Source organism: Enterovibrio calviensis DSM 14347, assembly GCF_000621165.1.
Taxonomy (GTDB): Bacteria; Pseudomonadota; Gammaproteobacteria; order Enterobacterales; family Vibrionaceae; genus Enterovibrio; species Enterovibrio calviensis.
In genome coordinates this window covers 81688-101323 of sequence record NZ_JHZA01000010.1, presented here as the reverse complement: position 1 = coordinate 101323, position 19636 = coordinate 81688, and the positions used below count along the sequence as shown (strand labels likewise).

The window sequence follows — 19636 nt, the reverse complement described above, 5'->3', positions numbered from 1 at the left end:
GATGATCATGAATGGATGCAGAAGAAATGAACAAGCCAGACGACTCAAGGCGCCAGATTAACAGCACCTTGAGTCCCAACGAGAAAGAACGTTAACGCTCTTTCTCGTAAGGTTTCCCGATGGCTTTTGGCGCAACAGCTTTACCGATAAAGCCAGCCAGTAGCACCACGGTCAACACGTATGGCAGAGCTGAGAACACTTGAGTCGGTAATACGCCAATAAACGGAATATCGACACCCTGCATACGCGTTTCCAATGCGGACAAAAAGCCAAACAACAAGCAAGCAAGAAGTGCATTCCTTGGTTGCCATTTGCCAAAGATGACCGCTGCCAACGCAATATAGCCTTGCCCCGCCGTCATTTCTTTACCAAACGCCGCATTCTGTGCCGTTGATAAATACGCACCTGCTAAACCACAGAGTAAACCAGCAATGAGCACGGCACGATAGCGAAGCCAAACCACGGATATTCCTGCGGTATCAATGGCATTTGGCTCTTCGCCAACCGCTCGCAAGCGTAAACCAAAGCGGCTTCTAAACAATACCCACCACGTGACGATAACGGCAACAAACGCCAAGTACACCAGCACATTGTGCCCAGACACTACATCGCGATAGAAAGGCCCCAACACGGGGACGGCATCACCTAACCATTCAGCACCCGGCAGTTGGGTTGGCAAAAAGCGTTGCTCACTGCTTAGAGACGGAGTTTGCCCGCCGCGCTCGAACCAAGCGTGGCCTAGTGTAATGGTCATCCCCGAGGCGAAGAAATTCACCGCAAGACCAGAAATGATCTGGTCGCCTTTTTGAGTGATCGATGCATAGCCATGAACAAGCGCCAGCAACATTGAGCCCAAAATAGCCGCCGTTAGGCCCAACCAAGGGTTACCCGTCACATAAGAAACCGCCGCCGCAACAAACGCAGAGAACAACATTTTGCCTTCAAGGCCAATGTCTACCACGCCCGCGCGCTCAGAAAATATCCCCGCCATTGCCGCGAAGATAAGCGGCACAGCTAAACGCAATGTGGAATCGGCAGAAGAGAGTATCCAGTTAAACATTTCCATTGGCTGTCTCCTCTCTGTTTGACGCACGACGCACGAAGAAACCTTCAACCGGTTTACGAATCAACCTATCCAATGCCCCAGTGAAGAAAATCACTAGCCCTTGGATCACCATGATCAATTCAGGGTTCAGACTCGGCATTTCAAACTGCAACTCGGTGCCACCTTGGTATAGCGCACCAAACAACAATGCCGCGACAATGATCCCTGCGGGGTGATTGCGCCCCATCAGTGCGACAGCAATCCCGATAAAACCAAAGCCGCCCGTGAAGTTCAAAATCAGTCGATTCTGTGCGCCAAAGACTTCATTCACCGCCATCAAACCCGCGAGTGCACCCGAGATCGTCATGGCAATAATGATGATCTTCTTGGCATCAATCCCCGCGTATTCCGCCGCTTGGGCATTTTGTCCAACAACACGAATCGCATAGCCGAGGCGTGTTCTAAACAACAGAACCCAAACGAGATAAGCCACGATAAGGGCAAGAAGAATCGAAGGATTGAGCAGCGAAAATGGCAGTTCAAATCCCCAGCTTGCCGCCAGTTCATATAGCTTTGGAAAAACCGCTTCAGGATTAAAGTAGCGAGAGTCCGTTGAGTTGCCGCCATACTTCGCAATGTGCTCCACCAGCGCGTAACCCATTACCGAAAAGGCAATAAAGTTAAACATGATGGTGGTAACCACAATGTGCGAGCCACGTTTTGCTTGAAGGTAACCCGGTATTGCGCCCCACAGCGCACCAAACGCCGCCGCGACGATAATCGCTAACGGAGCCATCAACCATACGGATAGCACATCATCCAGCACCAGCATCAATATGCCGATGCCCAAGCCAGCAATATAGGCTTGGCCTTCACCACCGATGTTAAACAAGCCCGCATGAAAAGCGATGGCGACTGCCAACCCAGTGAACACAAAGTTGGTAGCGTAATACAGGGTATTGCTCAAACCGCCGTATTCTAAGTTGGTCGCGCCTTGGATCATCACGCTGAACGCTGCGGTTGGGCTTTCACCCACCAGCAAAACCACGAGGCTTGAAATCACCAGTGCCACAGAAAGCTGCAGCGCCGGCACCAAAAATACTTTTACCCACGAAGGGGCACTGTGCTGAGTGTTACTCATGCTGCACCCTCCTCTTGCGCGGCGTTCGCCATCAAAATACCGAGTTGACGTTCATTGGTTTCTTTTGCAATCACGTCGCCTGTAATTTCACCGTCAGCCAACACAATAATGCGATCAGACAATGACATGATTTCTTCAAGTTCTGTCGACACCAATAATATCGCCGCGCCCGCGTCGCGAGCCGCAATCAGGTTACGGTGAATGAACTCTATCGCGCCAATATCAACGCCACGTGTCGGCTGTCCAACGAGAAGCACATCGGGTTCACGAAGCATTTCACGCGCAATGATCAGTTTCTGTTGGTTGCCACCAGAAAAGTTGGCCGACTTAAGATGAGGGTCTGCAGGGCGCACATCGTATTTTTCCATCATGTAGCGCGTTGCTGCCTCAATGGCGGCTGGGTTCAACAAGCCTTTGCCATAAGCAATATCATGCTGAAAGCCTAAGATGGCACTTTCTGAGGCGGGCATGGCTTTCACAAGCCCTTGGCGAATGCGATCTTCCGGAATATGACCCACGCTGATTTGACGCATCATGCCAGCGTTTCGTTTTATTGAAGGGCCAAAGTGTGTCTCGCCTTTGCGTGTTTTGAAGGTCATCTCTCCTTCCTGTGGCGTCGTGACGCCAGACAACACCGCCAGCAGTTCAGATTGACCATTGCCCGACACGCCAGCCACACCCAGAATTTCGCCAGCTCGCAGACTGAAATTGAGGTTCTTTAGGCGTTTAACGCCACGGTCGTCTTTCCAAGAAACGTTATCCACACGAAGCCTTTCTTCGCCCGGTGTCGCCTCTTCTTTTTCAACTCGCAACAGCACTTTTCGACCCACCATCAGCTCTGCCAGTTCATCCACACTGGTATCTGCTGTATTGCGATGCGCAACCATGGCACCTTGACGCATCACTGACACTGAGTCCGTGATCGCCATGATCTCTTTAAGCTTGTGAGTGATCAAAATGATGGTCACACCCTGCGCCTTGAGGGTGTTGAGGATGTCAAAAAATTGCTCGATTTCTTGCGGAGTCAGAACGCCTGTAGGTTCATCCAGAATCAGAATGCGTGCGCCACGATACAGCGCTTTGAGAATCTCCACCCGCTGCTGAATACCAACAGCTAATTCGCCAACAATGGCGTCAGGGCTCACGGACAGACCATAATCACTTTCAATTTTTTCTAATGCTTTACGTACATTGCTCGAAGCAACATTCAGCAAGCTGTGCCCTTCGGCACCGAGCATCACGTTTTCAAGCACTGAAAAGGTTTCAACCAACATAAAGTGTTGATGCACCATACCAATGCCATGAGAAATGGCGGCTTGAGAATCTTTGATCTTAACGAGAGAACCATCGACTTCGATAGTGCCCGAATCAGCTTGATAAAAGCCGTAAAGGATAGACATCAGGGTCGACTTACCTGCCCCATTCTCGCCGACAATGCCGTGAATGGTGCCGGGCATTACTTTGAGATCGATGTCTTTGTTCGCGTGTACCGCACCAAAACGTTTATTGATGTCACGCAGTTCTATTGCGGGGTTTGCCATGCCTGCTCCTTGGCAAGTAATACCCATCAGAACATGTATTCAGTCATTCTCGCTGGTTAGAATCATCACTGGCTTGGTCAGCGATTCAATCAGAAGAACAGCAGCTTACTTAACCCGATTGGTATAAGAAGGTACAACGAAGGCTAACGAAACAAAACGCCCCCTGATGCTTTACACAATCAGAGGGCGATATTGTCGCTAATTAGTATTCGCAAGAATCAGAGCTGAAGTAATCGTGAACCACGATTTTTCCAGCAATGATGTCATCACGGATCTGTTTAACGCGAGCTTCCATTTCAGGCGTCACGAGATCTTTGTTGTACTCATCCAGTGCCCAGTCAACACCGCCTTCTTTTAGGCCAAGCGCTTGTAGGCCCGGTGTGAATTGACCACTTTTCGCATCATTGAATGCATCTTGAACCGCCACATCGACACGCTTAACCATTGAGGTCAGCATTACGCCTGGGTGCAGGTAGTTTTGGTTTGAATCAACACCCACTGCGAATTTGCCTTCATCAACCGCGGCTTGATAAACGCCAACACCCGTACCACCAGCTGCCGCATAAACCACATCGACACCTTTATCGAACTGCGATTTAGCCAACTCTGCACCCTTGGTTGGGTTGTTCCACGCAGCAGGGGTCGAGCCTGTCATGTTCTGAATCACGTCGGCATCTGCAGCTTGAAACTTCGCGCCTTGCTCATAGCCACACGCAAATTTGCGGATCAAAGGAATGTCCATACCGCCAACGAAACCGACTTTGTCGCTCTCACTTTTCATGACGGCCAATGCGCCCACCAAGAACGAGCCTTCGTGTTCTTTAAACACAACAGAACGCACGTTAGGCAGATCAACCACGGCATCAATAATAACGAACTGGGTTTTCGGGAATTGCTTCGCGACTTTTTCTACGATAGGTGCTTGCTGGAAGCCAACCGCAACAATTGGGCTGAAACCACGTTGCGCCATACGAAGCATGGCTTGTTCGCGCTGTGCTTCATTGGTGATTTCAAACTCACCGTAGCTAATACCTGTGTCTTCTTTAAATGCTTCTGCACCTGTGTATGCGGCTTGGTTGAATGATTTATCAAACTTACCACCCATATCAAAGATCACAGAAGGCTTAAACGCGTCGGCTGACGCCGATGCTGACATCAGACCAAGGGTAATTGCTGCTGCCAGTGAGGTGATCGTTTTCATCCTTGCTACTCCATTCATTGAAGAAATCCATAGTTTCGAATCAACGTTAACATTTAACTCACAACACACGGAACCTTAACCGCCATCAAAACGATGAAATCTTGAACACTTTCACACACCCCACTCGTTTTTGGGACGCCGTGCGAATACCAAAAGGACAACTCTCGTTAATTTATGCCGATGTCAGCCCAAACTAATCGGTGATCAGAGGATGATGAAGCACGAAGCTTTCTCGCATCGTTTGCGAGAAGCGAAAACGTCGGTTCATGAGGGGCTGGCCAAAACACACCATTAGCATGAAGGCGTAAGTCGCTGGAAGGCAACACATAGTCAAGACGCAAACCTCGCTGATGTGTGGCGCAGTCTTTATGACGCATCTGCCCTCGAACGAAGTGCGATGGGCCGTTGCTGATTGGCGCTGGCATAGATTGGACTCGGGGATCAGCCAGTAATTGGGTAATGACTTTTCTGTCGCCATCTCCGTTATACGGGTCGGCGTTGAGATCCCCCATCACCACAAACGATGAATCTGGTGTTAAGCCGCCTGCCACGCCCTTGTCATCCGTTAGATACGGTTGATTGCGCAAGATGTCGTGCAGCAAACGAAGTTCATCTGCGTTGCGCTTAAGGTTTCGTTTTTCTGGGCCATCAAAGACGGGAGGTGTGGGATGACACGCCACTACATGAATGGTTTTATCGCCCACCATGACAGGAGCAACCACATGGTTTTTCGACGACAAGCGCAGCCTTGCTTGTACCTCTTGGTCAAAATGATCCAAAGGCATTCGGTGTTGCGGCATATCTTTCCAAAGGAACTGCTGCCAGCTACGAACGTTATCGATATCTAATGGGTACTTGCTGAGTAACACAAAGCCGTACTGACCATGATGTCGGCCGAACCCTTGCGCACGTTCAGGGCTCTCTGTGATGTCTTCTCCCTCAAACAGTGCTAACCCTGTGTTAGTAGGAGGCAGATACTGAAACGAGTACGAAATCGGAGGTTGCCCATGTTGCGACACGCTGAGGAAATGCGACTGGAAATACGCCAACATCCCATCATCCCCGCCTTCGCCAAGGTGGTCGAATTCACATAGCAAGAGAACGTCGGGTTGGTAATGTTGAATGGTAGCGGCAATACGGCTAAATCGTGGGCTACTCGCGTCTCTCAGCGAGGTAAACATCTGATCGGGCTTATCTGCCGACATCGCCACATTAAATGTTGCAAATCGAAGGAGGGATTGAGGCGTTACCATGTCGTCTAGATCCAAAATTTACGTCAATGCAAAGATTAGAATGAAGGGTAACGCACTCTCACGGCTAGCGAACAGAACTAAGTGTTACTCAGACTCGATATTACTGACATCTATGTATTACTAAAATCTATGTATTACTGACATCTAGGAACAGCTTTGTTGACTGTGCTGGCGATCCAATACCATAGAAAGCGCATGTCGAATCTGCTTGGCATCCGCTTCGGCACGATGCGGCGCAGGGCCTAGCGATTCCAATGCACTCAAGAAATCTTTTCTGTCGATGCCATCATGACGATGAAGCCAGTGACCGACTTCCGTCAACGTAAACGTAGGACGCATATGGGCGGCTTTGTAGAGCCTGCCCAACCAGAACAAATCCCATTGGCTGTCACACAGCACATCATCGAAATAACACAGGGTGTCATTCAAATGTGCACACACATCAAAAACGGACAAGCCATTCACTTTCAGATAGTCACGGCTAATGCCATGAATTTCAAACTCCGCGTAATCATCCCAATACTGCCATGCTTCGGGCGAAGAGTCTGGGTTGATAAGTAAGCTAACACTGGCCCCATCGGGCAAGCTGTAGCCAACTTCTATCGGGTATGAAGCATCGGTTAAACCTGATGCTTCAAAATCCAAGGTAACCCACATATTATCGCTCCATGATAATTTAGTGTCGTCTAATGATATTTGAGAGTACTGTCGGGTCTGCCAACGCAAGGGACATCCATCATTTGCCCTAAACCGTAAGACCATAACAGACCGAATTCACTCTCCCCTAGAATTTAGCTGTAATATGCAACGACAACGCTAACTGTAGTTTGTCTACGTCACTGTGCACGCAAAAATGCCGTGCTCGTCACAATTAATTTGGTCTTTATCACTTTTTGGAAAACAGGCGTTAACAAGATGCAACACTCCTCCTCCACACCAGTTATCGGTTTCGCAGGATTTAGCGGTTCAGGAAAAACCACACTATTAGAAGGTGTTATCCCACATCTGAAGGCATCTGGATTACGTGTTGGGCTGTTAAAACACAGCCATCATGACATTGAGCCCGACTCACCTCGTAAAGACAGCTATCGACTTCGTTATGCTGGCAGTGATCAATTACTTCTCGCGACCTCAAAACGTCACATGCTTTTTTTCGAGTATCACGATGAGCCTGATCGTGAGCCTTCACTGCATGAGTGCTTGATTCAATTAGATCATTCTCGTCTCGATGTCGTTCTGGTTGAAGGGTTTCGCGATGAGGTGTTAACAAAAATTGAGGTGTATAGACCTTCATATGGCAAGCCCAAACTGCATACTGGCGACGCCAATGTCATCGCCGTCGCAAGTGATGAGCCATTAGCTTCTCTTGCACAAAGTAATGTTCATGCTCTGGATCTTAACAACCCAGAAGATATTGCCTTGTTTATCAGACACTGGTTAACCGACGCCTCTGTCGAAGAGAAGTATCTGCCCTATCTCGTCAATAAAAGAGAAAAAAACGGATAACACAGTCAGATAAAGAACCCAGTGAGAAAAGTCACAATCACACCGAAATGCGGCTCTACATCCAGTATTTAACGATCAATGTCTGGAAATAACGATTATCGTGTCGCTCAATTCCGGCAAAGTCACCAAAATGACTCATCATCCCCACAATGGAAAGCAGTACCACATGAAGTCAACCAATCGTACAGTCAGCAAAGTTAAACAAATTGCTCTAGTTGCACATGATCACTGCAAAACCGATCTTCTGCGCTGGGTGAAAGAAAACAAAGACGCTCTTTCTCAACATCAACTCTTCGCAACTGGAACAACCGGAACGATTCTAACGCGTGAAACAGGCCTTGAGATCACATCTCTGATGAGCGGTCCGATGGGCGGCGACCAACAGTTAGGTGCGATGATCTGTGAAAAGAAAATCGATGTGCTGGTTTTCTTCTGGGACCCTCTCAGCTCTGTTCCTCATGACCCTGACGTAAAAGCCCTGCTGCGTATCGCTGCAGTATGGAACATTCCTGTGGCTATCAACCGTGCAACCGCTCGCTACCTCATCACTTCACCGCTGATGAACGACGAAGTACAAGTTGAGATCCCAGACTACAACTCTTACTTAGAAGAACGCCTGTAACTATGATTATCCAGCCTCAAATTCAGGGTGTCGTTGCCCGCAGCTGCCACCCTATTGGATGCAAAGCAGCCATTGATGAACAAATTCGCCACGCGCAACTGCAGCAAACCACTCCTGGTCTACCTAAGAATGTACTGGTGCTTGGTGCGTCATCTGGATTTGGGCTGGCTTCTCGCATTGCACTTACTTTTGGCCCAGCGAACGCTTCAACGATTGGCGTGTCATTTGAGCGCGGCATTTCTGATAAAGGAATAGGCAGTGCAGGTTGGTACAACAACATTTATGTGAAAGACGCGGCTGAAAAAGCAGGCTTGATCACCTCTAACATCGTAGGTGACGCCTTCTCAGAACAAACGCGCCAAACCGTGGCTGACGCCATTCGTACACAATGCGGCGGGAAAGTCGATCTGGTGGTGTATTCCCTTGCCACGGGCGTACGACCCAACCCTGAAACTGGCGAATTTTGGCGTTCATCCATCAAACCAGTGGGTGAATCCGTTGAAGGCTATTCCATCAATTTTGAAAGCAACAGCCTTAACCAAGTGACCCTTTCCGCTGCCAGTGATCAAGAAATCAACGACACAGTGAAAGTCATGGGCGGCGAGGACTGGCTAAGCTGGATGCAGTTCCTGCAAGACAACGCATTACTTGCCGAAGGTTGTCGTACCGTCGCTTACTCGTATATTGGGCCTGAGCACACCCATGCGATTTACCACAAAGGTACGCTGGGCCTAGCCAAAACCCATTTGCATCAAACCCGTCATGATATTGATGCGTTGCTATCTGGCATTCATGGCAAAGCCGACATTGCGGTTTGCAAAGCCCTTGTTACCAAAGCAAGCGTGTTCATTCCGGGCCTAACCCCTTATTTGCTCGCGCTTTACCGTGTAATGAAAGCCAAAGGCTTGCAAGAGGGTTGCATCGAGCAGATGGATCGCTTGTTCTATCAAAAATGGAACGACGATAACAACAGAGACAACGAAGGCCTGATCCGAATAGACGATTGGGAACTTCAACAAGATGTTCAAGACGAAGTGAGTGCGATTTTGGCGGAAATGACGCCAGAGAATTTTGAACAAATGGCCGACTATAAAGGCGTACTCAACGACTTTTTAAAACTGAACGGCTTTGGCTACTCTGATGTCGATTACCAAGCACCTGTCGACATCGAGCAGTTAAAAACACTTGTTCCATAGCCAAACACTCCGTCATCTAAAAAGCCGCTAGATATCAAATAGCGGCTTTTTATTTGGCGCACAAATTATTTGGCACGCAAAGCATACAAATTACGCTTCAGCTTTTGGGTATTCCAACGCCTCTCGGATTCGATCTTCATTGAGGGCAACCCAATCGCGATTCACTGCTCCCCAGTCGTGGACTTGATAGCCCCCGTTTTTCGTCGCGCCGACAAACTGCACATCCATATCGAGTTCTTCCAATGCATCAATGGTGTCTTGCGCTGTGCGTCTTGGCATACCGGTTTCTTTGATGATCGCGGGGACAGTGTTCACACCTTGATCGATAAGAAACGCGACTAACAAGCGACGATAAAAGCTGGTTTTTGTTTTGCTTGGTTTACTCAAAAAGACACCCTCCTAGGCAGTAACCTAGAGTGTAAACCTTCACCTCAGCGGATAAACCGATTTCGACACATTACCCCCAATAGTGTGTGGTGTTTCACGCTACGCCAAACCCACTTTGCTAAAACAGAGTGTCGCACACCTCAATGCTGACGCTTCCGCTGCCTTTACATCGCGTTTACCCCATTAAGCATGGCGGTCGCTCAGCGATATCTGTTTTGATACACGCTATCTCGCCTTCGTCCACTACCCTTTGCTCCAACTTCCCAACAGACGAGAAAGCTGTGATGGATGGCGAGAATTCCAACGTTGCTTTTCATTTCATTGATGTGTTTTTCAACATGGTGTGGCAAATCTATTGGCCGCTGGCATTTGGTTTAATGCTTTCTTCTTTTATTCGAAACTGGCTTCCTGTCGATACCGTGGCCAACCACTTGGGAAAAACCAGCGTTAAAAGCCTGTCATTCACCACCCTACTGGGCGTTGTCTCTTCATCTTGCTCTTACGCTGCTGCTTCCATGTCCCACACGTTACTGATGAAAAGAGCCACTATTGCTAATGCGATGGCTTTTTTAGTATCGAGCACAAACCTGATTGTGGAGATGTTTATCGTCTTGGTTGCTTTATTGGGTTGGACCTTTTTTTGGGGCGAAATCATCGGCGGGTTGATTTTGATTATGGCCGTTTCGCTCCTGTTCGAACGTTTCTTTCCCAAAGACGTGGAAAAGGAGCTGAGACAAAAGCTCGCCGATGAACAAAAACCCGACAAAATGAAGGAGGAAATGAGTGACTGCGGCATGGACATGTCCGCCATGAAGCACGATGAGCACGCCCACCATGAACACATGACAATGCCTGAAGATGCCCATGACCAAGACATCGATTGTGGGATGGATATGTCCCACAGGCAGCATGAGGGTCATCAACACATGGACATGACGTCAAAGCCGCATTCAATGAATAACACACCGCAAATGTCTTCCCGCATGACCAAAATCAGCAAAGCTGCAGGTTTCTTTCACATGGATCTTGCCATGATAGGCAAAGAAATATTGATTGGCGTCGTGGTCTCTTCGTTCCTGATTGCCATTGTGCCAATCGACGGCTGGCGCGCGTTATTTATCAGCAGCAGCGTCGACATACCCGCTTGGTTACACTCTTTCCTTGATGTCATTATTGGTATTTTTGTCGCGATGATCGCCTACGTATGCTCTGTAGGAAACCTGCTGCTTGCTGCCGCGCTATGGCATGGCGGTATTTCTTTTGGCGGTGTGATTGGGTTTATTCTTGCGGATGTGCTGACTATTCCCATGATGCGGGTTTATCAAAAATACTATGGCTCTCGCCCGACAAAATGGATGGTAGGGTTATTGTTTGTAGGGATTTTATTTACTGGGCTTTGTATCGACGCCATTTTCACGGGGTTCGGTGTTGCAGTCTCTAGTGAAACCCTCAGACCTCTGATTCAAGATGGCGTAGGTATTAACTTCACCACCATCATGAACCTTATCTTTATTCCTTTATCTATTTGGTATTACCAAGTAGGAAAAAAAGCCAACGCAGGTATGGGAATGAGCATGTAACTCAACCGACAATAAATTACTGTCTCTGATGATAATTCACTGTCTTATATACCCAAACAACCTGAAGATGCTCGATTTCAGGTTGTTTGGTTATCTTCCACTAAGACACATACAAATGTTGTTGCGCCAGCATGGATTCAATCAGCAAGTTACTCACCTCTCCGTCCGTTCTGCCTGCGGTGTCGACGGAGTATGCTGTCGCCATGTCTGCCACGCTGAGATTATCGAAGATGATCTGTTGATCAACGTTGCCATCGCCTTCACTAGACACATTGATCAGCACATTCCCCGACCCATCGTCCACCATGGACAAATAGCTTTCAAGCGAGGTTTCGCTCTCATCTTGGAGTAAATCCCCCAGGTCGATAGCGTCGGCCATTAAATCAAAATCAGTGATATGGTCGACCGTCACCCCAGACTGTCCTTCTATGTCTGCATGGAGAAATTTAAAGATATCGGTGCCGGCACCGCCAGTCATCGTATCATCCCCTTGCCCACCAACGATCAAGTCATTACCCAAACCGCCATCCAAGGTATCGTCTCCGCCACCGCCATAAATGGTCTCATCGGCTGACGTGCCAGTGAAGCTCTCATCAACATCTAAGCCAGCAAACGAAATGATTGGGTCATCTATCAAACTTACCGTCACGGTGGACGTCACTGATTCATTGGCGTTCGACAAGGTATACGTAAACACTTCCGATTCGTTCAAGCCGTCTGTGGCCGAGGTGAGCAAAAATTGATATTCGCCGCTGCGGTGAACGCCGAAATCTTCGGTATACATTGAAAATACACCATGGTCGGTTTCTATGGTGATCAATCCGTCTCCATCTGGCGTGTACGTTGACCCATTCCATTGCACCGAGTCTAATGTGGCGTCACCCGTCACGCCCGTGTCGTTATCCAACACATTGCCAACGCGATAGTGAAGCTCGTTACCATACTCAGAGCCGTAAGCCAGCCCAGACTCATAAACCGATACCACATCCGCCACGGCGGTCATTGAGGCATCATGGGTAATCGTCAATACCGCCGTGTCCGTGTCGCCATCATCGTCACCCAAGGTATAGGTAAACAATTCGTTGGCAAACGATCCCCCACCTGAAGCAGAGGATTGGAAACTGTAGCTACCATCAGGGCTGATGATTAAGGTCCCCAATGCCGCATTGATTGTCGTTGGGCCGTTGACGAAGAACGTAGTTCCGTCGTAAAGCACCGAGGTCACTTTCGCGTCTGAACTCGCGGAATCTTGACCGCCCGAATCGGAAATAACATTGCCGTAAATCAGCCCCAATTCACCAACACTATCTGTATCGTCGTTAGCCACTGTATTTTGGTCGGTGACATCGAGCGTCACTAGCGTCCAACCGCCATCACCTAAGCGATAATAGAAGCTGTCTTGTTGCGTTTCGGCCGCACTATGGTCAAGCAGCGGTGCTTGATAAGTAAATGAACCGTCAGCATTTACTGTCACCGTGCCACCTAACAAGGTCGTAAAGATGGTTTCACCCGTCACCGTCGTTGCACTGGTTCCATTAGCATCTTTGGCGATCTCGATAGATGCATTAGTATCACCCGTATCATTGGCCAAAAGACCAGATGAAGCATCGACAGTTAACGTATTTTCCTCTGTGGCCGTGTAGCTGTCTGATAGCGCAACGTAATCATCAGTCAGCGTGATCCCATACGTTTTTAACGACACATTGCCTGATGAATCCACTGCGCGCACGGTCACCGTGGGATTCGGGTCGGTTTCAAAATCCAATTTGGTGTTGTCTCTCACCGTCACCTGTCCGTTCGACGAATTGATTTGAAATGCACCGTTGTAATCGTCGGTTAGGCTGTAGGACACAGAGTCTTGGTTGGTTGAAAAGGAAATGGGATAGTTATACGAAGAATCTTGAAAATGAAGGCCGCTCGACACGTTGGATGTTTGACCACCATAGGTGACGGTTGCCCATACATTTGTCCCATTGGAAATTGACTGGTTGTAGTTGGAATGATGTGCGTAGACGGTACCGCCGTTTGCTGAAACCGTTGATATCGCACTTCCGCCCAAATAGAACGTGACGGTTGCCCCAGCGGGAATACCGTTAGCATGTATCCCCGTGACATGGCTACCACCGTGCCCGTGCCAGCGTACTTCCGTGTTATCAATCCAATTGCCAATTCCCTCAGCATCAGCATACGCGGTTAACCCAACATACGTGCCATTAGCCGCACTTTCATTCACCGTATTGTCGCCACCGTTCGTATCAGTAACGCCCCCAATGCCCGACCCATCGGTTTCTGATGTGACGTCGATGGTAAATTGCTGCACCACTGAACTGCCATCGGTGGAACTCGCCGTCACTTCAATCGTTACCTGAGGGTCAGTGGACGCATTGAGCAGACTATGGTTCGCAACATACACCTGCCCCGTCGAGGAATTAATACTGAATGCGCCGCCATGACTATCGCTTAAACTATAGGTGACAGTGTCACCGTCGCCGTCCGTTGCCTGCGCCCTGATCGAGGTATATTCATTGCTGGAATCACTCACGAGATTCTGCATGGTATCGACATCGGAAATTGCGCCCACACCACCGTCTATAACATCAATATCAAAGTCTCTGGTGCTTGTACTTCCATCGCTGGACGTTGCTAGCACACTGATTGTTTGCGTCGTGCCCGTCAGTGAACTTAAGTCGGCCGCCACGGTGACAATCCCCGTTGAACTATCAACAGTAAACAGCCCACCAGCATCATCCGTTAACGTGTAAACAACGTTATCGCCGTCCGCATCCGTCGCTAATAAATCAATTCCAACCGTTGCACCAATAATGGCCTCGTCGGAAATGCGATCCGCGTTCGTGTCTGTGTCGCTAATCACGCCCAATTGGGAATCCGAATCCCCCTCTGTCGCATTGGCATTGAGCACATCAATCACGTAAGACTGGCTGCTTGTGCTGCCATCGGTCGATGTGGCTTGAACCACAATGGTGTGTTGTTGTGCGGTCTCGTAATCTAAATTACCCGCAACAAGCACCACACCCGTGTTTGGATCGATCGTGAACAGGCCACCAGAATCGTTTGTGAGTGAATAGCTGACCGTGTCAGAGGTATCACTGTCAGAAGCACTCAGGGTCAAACCCACTGTGTCGCCCAGACTCGCATTTTCCGATATTGTGCTGTTCGCTGCATCGACATCTGAAATCGCAGAGACTGAAAACTCACTCGTGTCATCGGTCAAATTGATCGTGAGTGTTTCCGTTGATGTGCTGCCATCACTGGACGTGGCTAGCACGGTAATGGTGTGTTCAGTGGCGGTTTCGTAGTCCAAGGCGCCTGCAACGGTGACTTCGCCTGTCGTGGCGTTAACAGCGAACAATCCGCCCGCGCTATCCGTGAGCGAGTAAGTCACCGTATCTGAACCATCACCATCAACGGAATTAAACGTGACACCCACCGAATCCCCGACAGAAGCACTCTCTGACACAGAATCCGCAGCCGCGTTGGTATCCGTGACTGCCGAAGCCGTAAATTCTGATTTATCGTCGTTGAGAGATATTGTGTAGCTTTGGTTAGACGTGGAGCCATCTGTAGATGTTCCCACCACGGTGATCGTATGTTGTGTTGCGGTTTCGTAGTTTAACGCGCCAGCCACGGTGACCACGCCCGTCGTCGCATCGATCTTAAACAAGCCTCCCGAGTCATCACTCAACGAATAGCTCACGGTATCACTGCCATCGGCATCCGACGCGCTAATCGTTAAACCAACCACATCATCAATGGCCGCATGCTCGGAAATCGTACTCGCTGAAGTATCCGTGTCGGTAAGGCCAGTAAGAGCAAACTCACCATTGTTATCAGTTAAGGCAATGGTCAAGGTATGCGTCGTGAAACTGCCATCGGTCGACATCGCTTGCACAGTGACACTATGCTCTGTCGCTGTTTCATAATCTAACGCCCCTGCAACAGTTAGCTTGCCGGTATTCGCATCAATGGCGAACAATCCGCCCGCGCTGTCAGTCAGGCTAAACGTTATGCTGTCGGTGCCATCACCATCCACCGAGTTAAAGGTCACGCCAACGGAATCGCCAACCGACGCACTTTCCGACACGGTATTCGCTGCGGTATCTGTGTCTGTTATCGCGGTGGCGGTGAATTCCGAATTGTCGTCGCTCAGCGTGACGGTGTAGGTCTGATTGGATGTTGAGCCATCGGTTGATGTCGCAACAACCGTGATGTTGTGCTGGGTGGCCGTTTCATAATCCAACGCGCTCGCCACCGTGACCACGCCGGTGGTGGGGTCAATCGCAAACAAGCCTCCTGCGTTATCACTTAGCGTGTAACTGACGGTATCGCTGCCATCACTGTCGGTTGCGCTCAGGGTTAACCCGACCGTTGAGCCCACAGCGACACTTTCTGAAATGACGCTGTTGCTGGTATCTGTGTCGCTGATCGACGTGACCGAAAATTCGCTCTTATCATCTCCCAAGTTGATAGTGAGGGTCTGCGTGGACGTGCTGCCATCCGTTGATGTCGCGAGCACCGTAATCGTGTGACTGGTCGCCGTTTCGTAATCCAACGCACCTGCCACGGTTACTTCTCCCGTGGTGGGATCGACCGCGAACAATCCGCCCGCATTATTGGTCAACGAATAGGTTATGCTGTCCGTGCCATCACCATCCACCGAGTTAAACGTCACGCCAACGGAATCGCCAACCGACGCGCTTTCCGACACGGTATTCGCTGCGGTATCTGTGTCTGTTATCGCGGTAGCGGTGAACTCGGAATTATCATCAGTCAGATCAATCGTGAAACTTTGGCTGGACGTCGTCCCGTCTGTCGATGTCGCGACAACAGTGATCGTGTGTTGTGTTGCGGTTTCATAATCTAAAGCGCTGGCGACCGTCACTTCACCGGTTACAGGATCGACAGTGAACAACCCACCAGCATCATCAGAAAGCGCATAGCTAATGGTATCGGAGCCATCATCATCACTAGCAGATAGCGTGATTCCTACGGAAGCGCCTATGCCTGAGCTTTCAGAAAGCACATTGGCGGCGGCATTGGTGTCTGACACTGAGGAAATACTGAACTCGGTATTATCATCGGTTAACGCAATCACGAAAGTTTGTGTTGCGGTACTACCATCCACCGACGTCGCGATGACTTCAATCGTTTGGGATGTCGCTGATTCGTAATCTAGCAATGAGCTATCGGCAACGAACACTTCGCCCGTCACGCTATCAATTGAAAATGCCCCATTGGCATCATCGACTAATGCATAACTAATGGTGTCGCCATCTTCATCAACGCCTGACACAAACAAGCCTGTCGAACTGCCATTCACTGCACTTTCGGAAAGACTTCCTTGATTGCCATCAAGCGCTCCAACCCCAGACAATGCATTATCCGTATCGCCATCTGACGCCAAATTGTCTGCAATATTAATGGTGAAAGTTTGGGTTTTGACTTGGTTGTCTTCGGAGGTTGCAGCAACTTCAATGGTGTATTGACTCGCCGTTTCATAATCTAAATTGCCTGCCACAGTGACGACCCCAGTCGCAGGGTCAATGGCAAACAAACCGCCACCGTCGTTCAGCAAGGTATACACGACATCACCATGGGCGTCTGCGAACTCTTTGGCGACGGTAATGCCAACCTCATCGCCTATTTGAGCATTTTCACTAACCAGATTCTCGCTCACATCCACGTCAAGCAAGTCGGACAAGGGGAACACTTGAGTCAGCAGCCCAAGCTGCACCGAAGAGAGTTGACCGGCCGCGCCTTCAGTATCAAAGCCTGCCATATCAGATAGCCACATACCGCGATGAAAGCTGCCATCAATCACGGAAAGGGGAACGCGTGTTTCATCGCCGTGTTGCGATTCATTGCCATCCGCGCCCTCGTTTGAATTGGTCGCAGAAGAAGATCTGGCTAACCCAATGACAGACGCAATACCTGCATTCGGTGCGGTCTGAGCGAGGATAGCATCCAGTTCGTCGTTAGAACGGGCAACAAGAAAAGGTTTTGGACCGGATTCTTCGATAATAAACACAGTCGCTTTACTGCCGAGTCCGGGATAGCCGTTGCTGTCTGGAGCGGCAAGTAAACTCGCTTCATGAAAAGCGATGACAACATCCCCAACGGATGCGGAATCATTACTATTAACAACACGTAACGCGCCATCTGAGGAAACTGCGATCATACTTCTCTTCCCTGTTAACACAATTTGACGTCGGCAATTTAATCCATCGCACTGTCAATAATTCAAACGAATCCATCAATAAATGTAGTACATTCATTTCACTATTGAGAAATCACTCAATTGAGAGAGTCACTGTGAGGCCTGACACCGCGCCTACCGAAAACCGCTCACAGAACCCATCAACCACTCAGCACGTCATATCGCCACTCAACCAAACATCAAATGCCCCCTTGCAGGCCGAGGCGTATGGTTGGCAGCGTGAATTAATTCAATAAGGATGATTGCAATGATTTGGTTTCTCACCTGTGTCGCCGCGTTACTGGGTGGCTACTTCATTTATGGTGCGTTTGTTGAAAAAGTATTTGGTATCAACGAGCAACGTAAAACCCCTGCCTACACAAAAACAGACGGTGTCGACTTTGTCCCTATGTCCACGCCGAAAGTGTATCTTGTTCAATTGCTGAACATTGCCGGTGTTGGCCCTATCTTTGGCCCTATCATGGGCGCACTGTATGGCCCTGCTGCCATGTTGTGGATTGTGGTTGGGTGTGTCTTCGCGGGTGCGGTTCACGATTATTTCTCAGGCATGCTTTCTGTGCGTAATGACGGTGCTTCTGTACCGACCATCACAGGCCGCTACTTGGGCAATGGCGCAAAACATTTTATGAACATCTTTGCCATTGTCTTGTTGCTGCTTGTTGGTGTGGTATTCGTATCAGCGCCTGCAGGAATGATCACCAACCTGATTAACGACCAAACCAGTCTGACCGTAAGCATGACCTCCATGGTCGTGATCATTTTCGCTTACTACATCATCGCGACGATTGTGCCAGTCGATAAAATCATTGGTCGTTTCTACCCGTTCTTTGGCGCATTGTTGATTTTCATGTCAGTCGGCTTGATCACTGCGATTGGTGTCTCCGACGAGCACACCATCATGGGTGGTTTTGAAGTCAAAGACATGTTCAGCAACTTGAACCCTAATGACATGCCGTTATGGCCTGCGTTGTTCATCACCATCGCATGTGGCGCTATCTCTGGTTTCCACGCGACGCAATCTCCGCTGATGGCGCGTTGCATGGAAAATGAAAAGAATGGCCGTTTCGTGTTCTACGGCGCGATGATCGGTGAAGGTATCATTGCCCTGATTTGGTGTGCGATTGCGCTATCATTCTTCGGTTCACTGGAATCACTGCAAGACGCTGTCGCTAACGGCGGCCCAGGTAACGTGGTCTACGGTGCATCATTTGGTTTGCTCGGCGTGTTTGGTGGCATTATTGCTTTCTTGGGTGTGGTGATTCTGCCGATTACCTCAGGCGATACTGCGTTCCGCTCTAGCCGCTTGATCCTTGCTGAATACTTCAACATGGAACAGAAAACCCTGCGTAACCGTCTGCTCATGGCGCTGCCTCTGTTTGTTATTGGCGGCATACTCACGCAAGTGGATTTCGGCATTATTTGGCGCTACTTCGGCTTTGCAAACCAAACCACAGCAGTGATGATGCTTTGGACCGCATCCGCGTACTTGCTGCGCCATAACAAGCTGCATTGGATTGCCACTGTTCCAGCAATGTTCATGACCACAGTGTGTGTGACCTTTATCTTAAATAACGCATCACTGGGCTTTGGCTTGCCAATGAACATTTCCACCGTCGCAGGCATTCTGTTCACCCTGTTCGTGACAGGTTATGTGATTAAGAAATCCAAAGGCAAAGGTGATACTGACTTTGCTGATGAAGAGAAACCTGAGGTTGTCACGAAAACCGCTTAACCTCCGAGTCGTCTAGTCATCTATTCGTCTAGTCTCCTGGTGACTCACCTAGTCACCAGGAGACTAGCCACTTAACCGCTCGGAGCAAGACCAAGAGCCTGAATTGTCAGGCTCTTTTTGTTTCAGCTTGTATACCCAAATCACCTGAAATTGTTCAATTTCAGCAACTTCAGGTTGTTTGGGCATAGGGCAGCAGT

At 49.2% G+C, this 19636-nt stretch carries 13 protein-coding genes; 5 read left to right on the top strand and 8 right to left on the bottom strand.

Features of this window, described 5'->3' with window-relative positions:
- Positions 1-91: 91 nt before the first annotated feature.
- The 6 genes from Q365_RS0110270 to Q365_RS0110245 all read right to left on the bottom strand — a co-directional run bounded on the left by Q365_RS0110270 (position 92) and on the right by Q365_RS0110245 (position 6838).
- Entirely contained in the window at positions 92-1066 is a 975-nt protein-coding gene (locus tag Q365_RS0110270; RefSeq protein ID WP_028023263.1) for an ABC transporter permease, read from the bottom strand.
- The gene (locus Q365_RS0110265; RefSeq protein ID WP_028023262.1) at positions 1053-2186 is read right to left on the bottom strand and encodes an ABC transporter permease; all 1134 of its coding nucleotides are present in this window, start codon (positions 2184-2186) and stop codon (positions 1053-1055) included. The genes Q365_RS0110270 and Q365_RS0110265 overlap by 14 nt, the downstream gene beginning before the upstream one ends.
- On the bottom strand, positions 2183-3727 hold the full coding sequence (locus Q365_RS0110260; RefSeq protein WP_028023261.1) for an ABC transporter ATP-binding protein: 1545 nt from the start codon (positions 3725-3727) through the stop codon (positions 2183-2185). The genes Q365_RS0110265 and Q365_RS0110260 overlap by 4 nt, the downstream gene beginning before the upstream one ends.
- Positions 3728-3929: 202 nt before the next feature.
- Complete coding sequence (locus Q365_RS0110255; protein WP_028023260.1) at positions 3930-4928, bottom strand: BMP family lipoprotein; 999 nt, start codon at positions 4926-4928, stop codon at positions 3930-3932.
- A gap of 167 nt (positions 4929-5095) precedes the next feature.
- Positions 5096-6181, bottom strand: a complete 1086-nt coding sequence (locus tag Q365_RS0110250; RefSeq protein ID WP_028023259.1) for an endonuclease/exonuclease/phosphatase family protein — start codon at positions 6179-6181, stop codon at positions 5096-5098.
- A gap of 144 nt (positions 6182-6325) precedes the next feature.
- Complete coding sequence (locus Q365_RS0110245; RefSeq protein WP_028023258.1) at positions 6326-6838, bottom strand: hypothetical protein; 513 nt, start codon at positions 6836-6838, stop codon at positions 6326-6328.
- A 258-nt stretch (positions 6839-7096) separates the two neighbouring features.
- On the opposite strand from Q365_RS0110245, the gene mobB reads away from it, so the two are divergent.
- From mobB to fabV, 3 genes are all read left to right on the top strand, one after another.
- On the top strand, positions 7097-7687 hold the full coding sequence (gene mobB / locus Q365_RS0110240; RefSeq protein WP_028023257.1) for a molybdopterin-guanine dinucleotide biosynthesis protein B: 591 nt from the start codon (positions 7097-7099) through the stop codon (positions 7685-7687).
- Positions 7688-7853: 166 nt separating this feature from the next.
- Complete coding sequence (locus tag Q365_RS0110235; RefSeq protein ID WP_028023256.1) at positions 7854-8309, top strand: methylglyoxal synthase; 456 nt, start codon at positions 7854-7856, stop codon at positions 8307-8309.
- A gap of 2 nt (positions 8310-8311) precedes the next feature.
- Entirely contained in the window at positions 8312-9505 is a 1194-nt protein-coding gene (gene fabV, locus Q365_RS0110230; protein WP_028023255.1) for an enoyl-ACP reductase FabV, read from the top strand.
- Between the two features lie 90 nt (positions 9506-9595).
- Here the strand turns inward: fabV and Q365_RS0110225 are convergent, their stop codons facing one another.
- Positions 9596-9892 carry a helix-turn-helix domain-containing protein gene (locus tag Q365_RS0110225; protein WP_028023254.1) on the bottom strand — a complete coding sequence of 99 codons (297 nt, stop codon included), beginning with the start codon at positions 9890-9892 and terminating at the stop codon, positions 9596-9598.
- Between the two features lie 284 nt (positions 9893-10176).
- Between Q365_RS0110225 and Q365_RS0110220 the strand changes: the two genes are divergently transcribed.
- A complete protein-coding gene (locus tag Q365_RS0110220; RefSeq protein ID WP_028023253.1) occupies positions 10177-11472 on the top strand; it encodes a permease in 1296 nt (431 codons plus the stop codon).
- Between the two features lie 100 nt (positions 11473-11572).
- Here the strand turns inward: Q365_RS0110220 and Q365_RS0110215 are convergent, their stop codons facing one another.
- Positions 11573-17668 carry a cadherin domain-containing protein gene (locus Q365_RS0110215; protein ID WP_028023252.1) on the bottom strand — a complete coding sequence of 2032 codons (6096 nt, stop codon included), beginning with the start codon at positions 17666-17668 and terminating at the stop codon, positions 11573-11575.
- A 286-nt stretch (positions 17669-17954) separates the two neighbouring features.
- On the opposite strand from Q365_RS0110215, the gene Q365_RS0110210 reads away from it, so the two are divergent.
- Positions 17955-19439, top strand: a complete 1485-nt coding sequence (locus Q365_RS0110210; protein ID WP_028023251.1) for a carbon starvation CstA family protein — start codon at positions 17955-17957, stop codon at positions 19437-19439.
- The last annotated feature ends 197 nt before the right edge of the window (positions 19440-19636 follow it).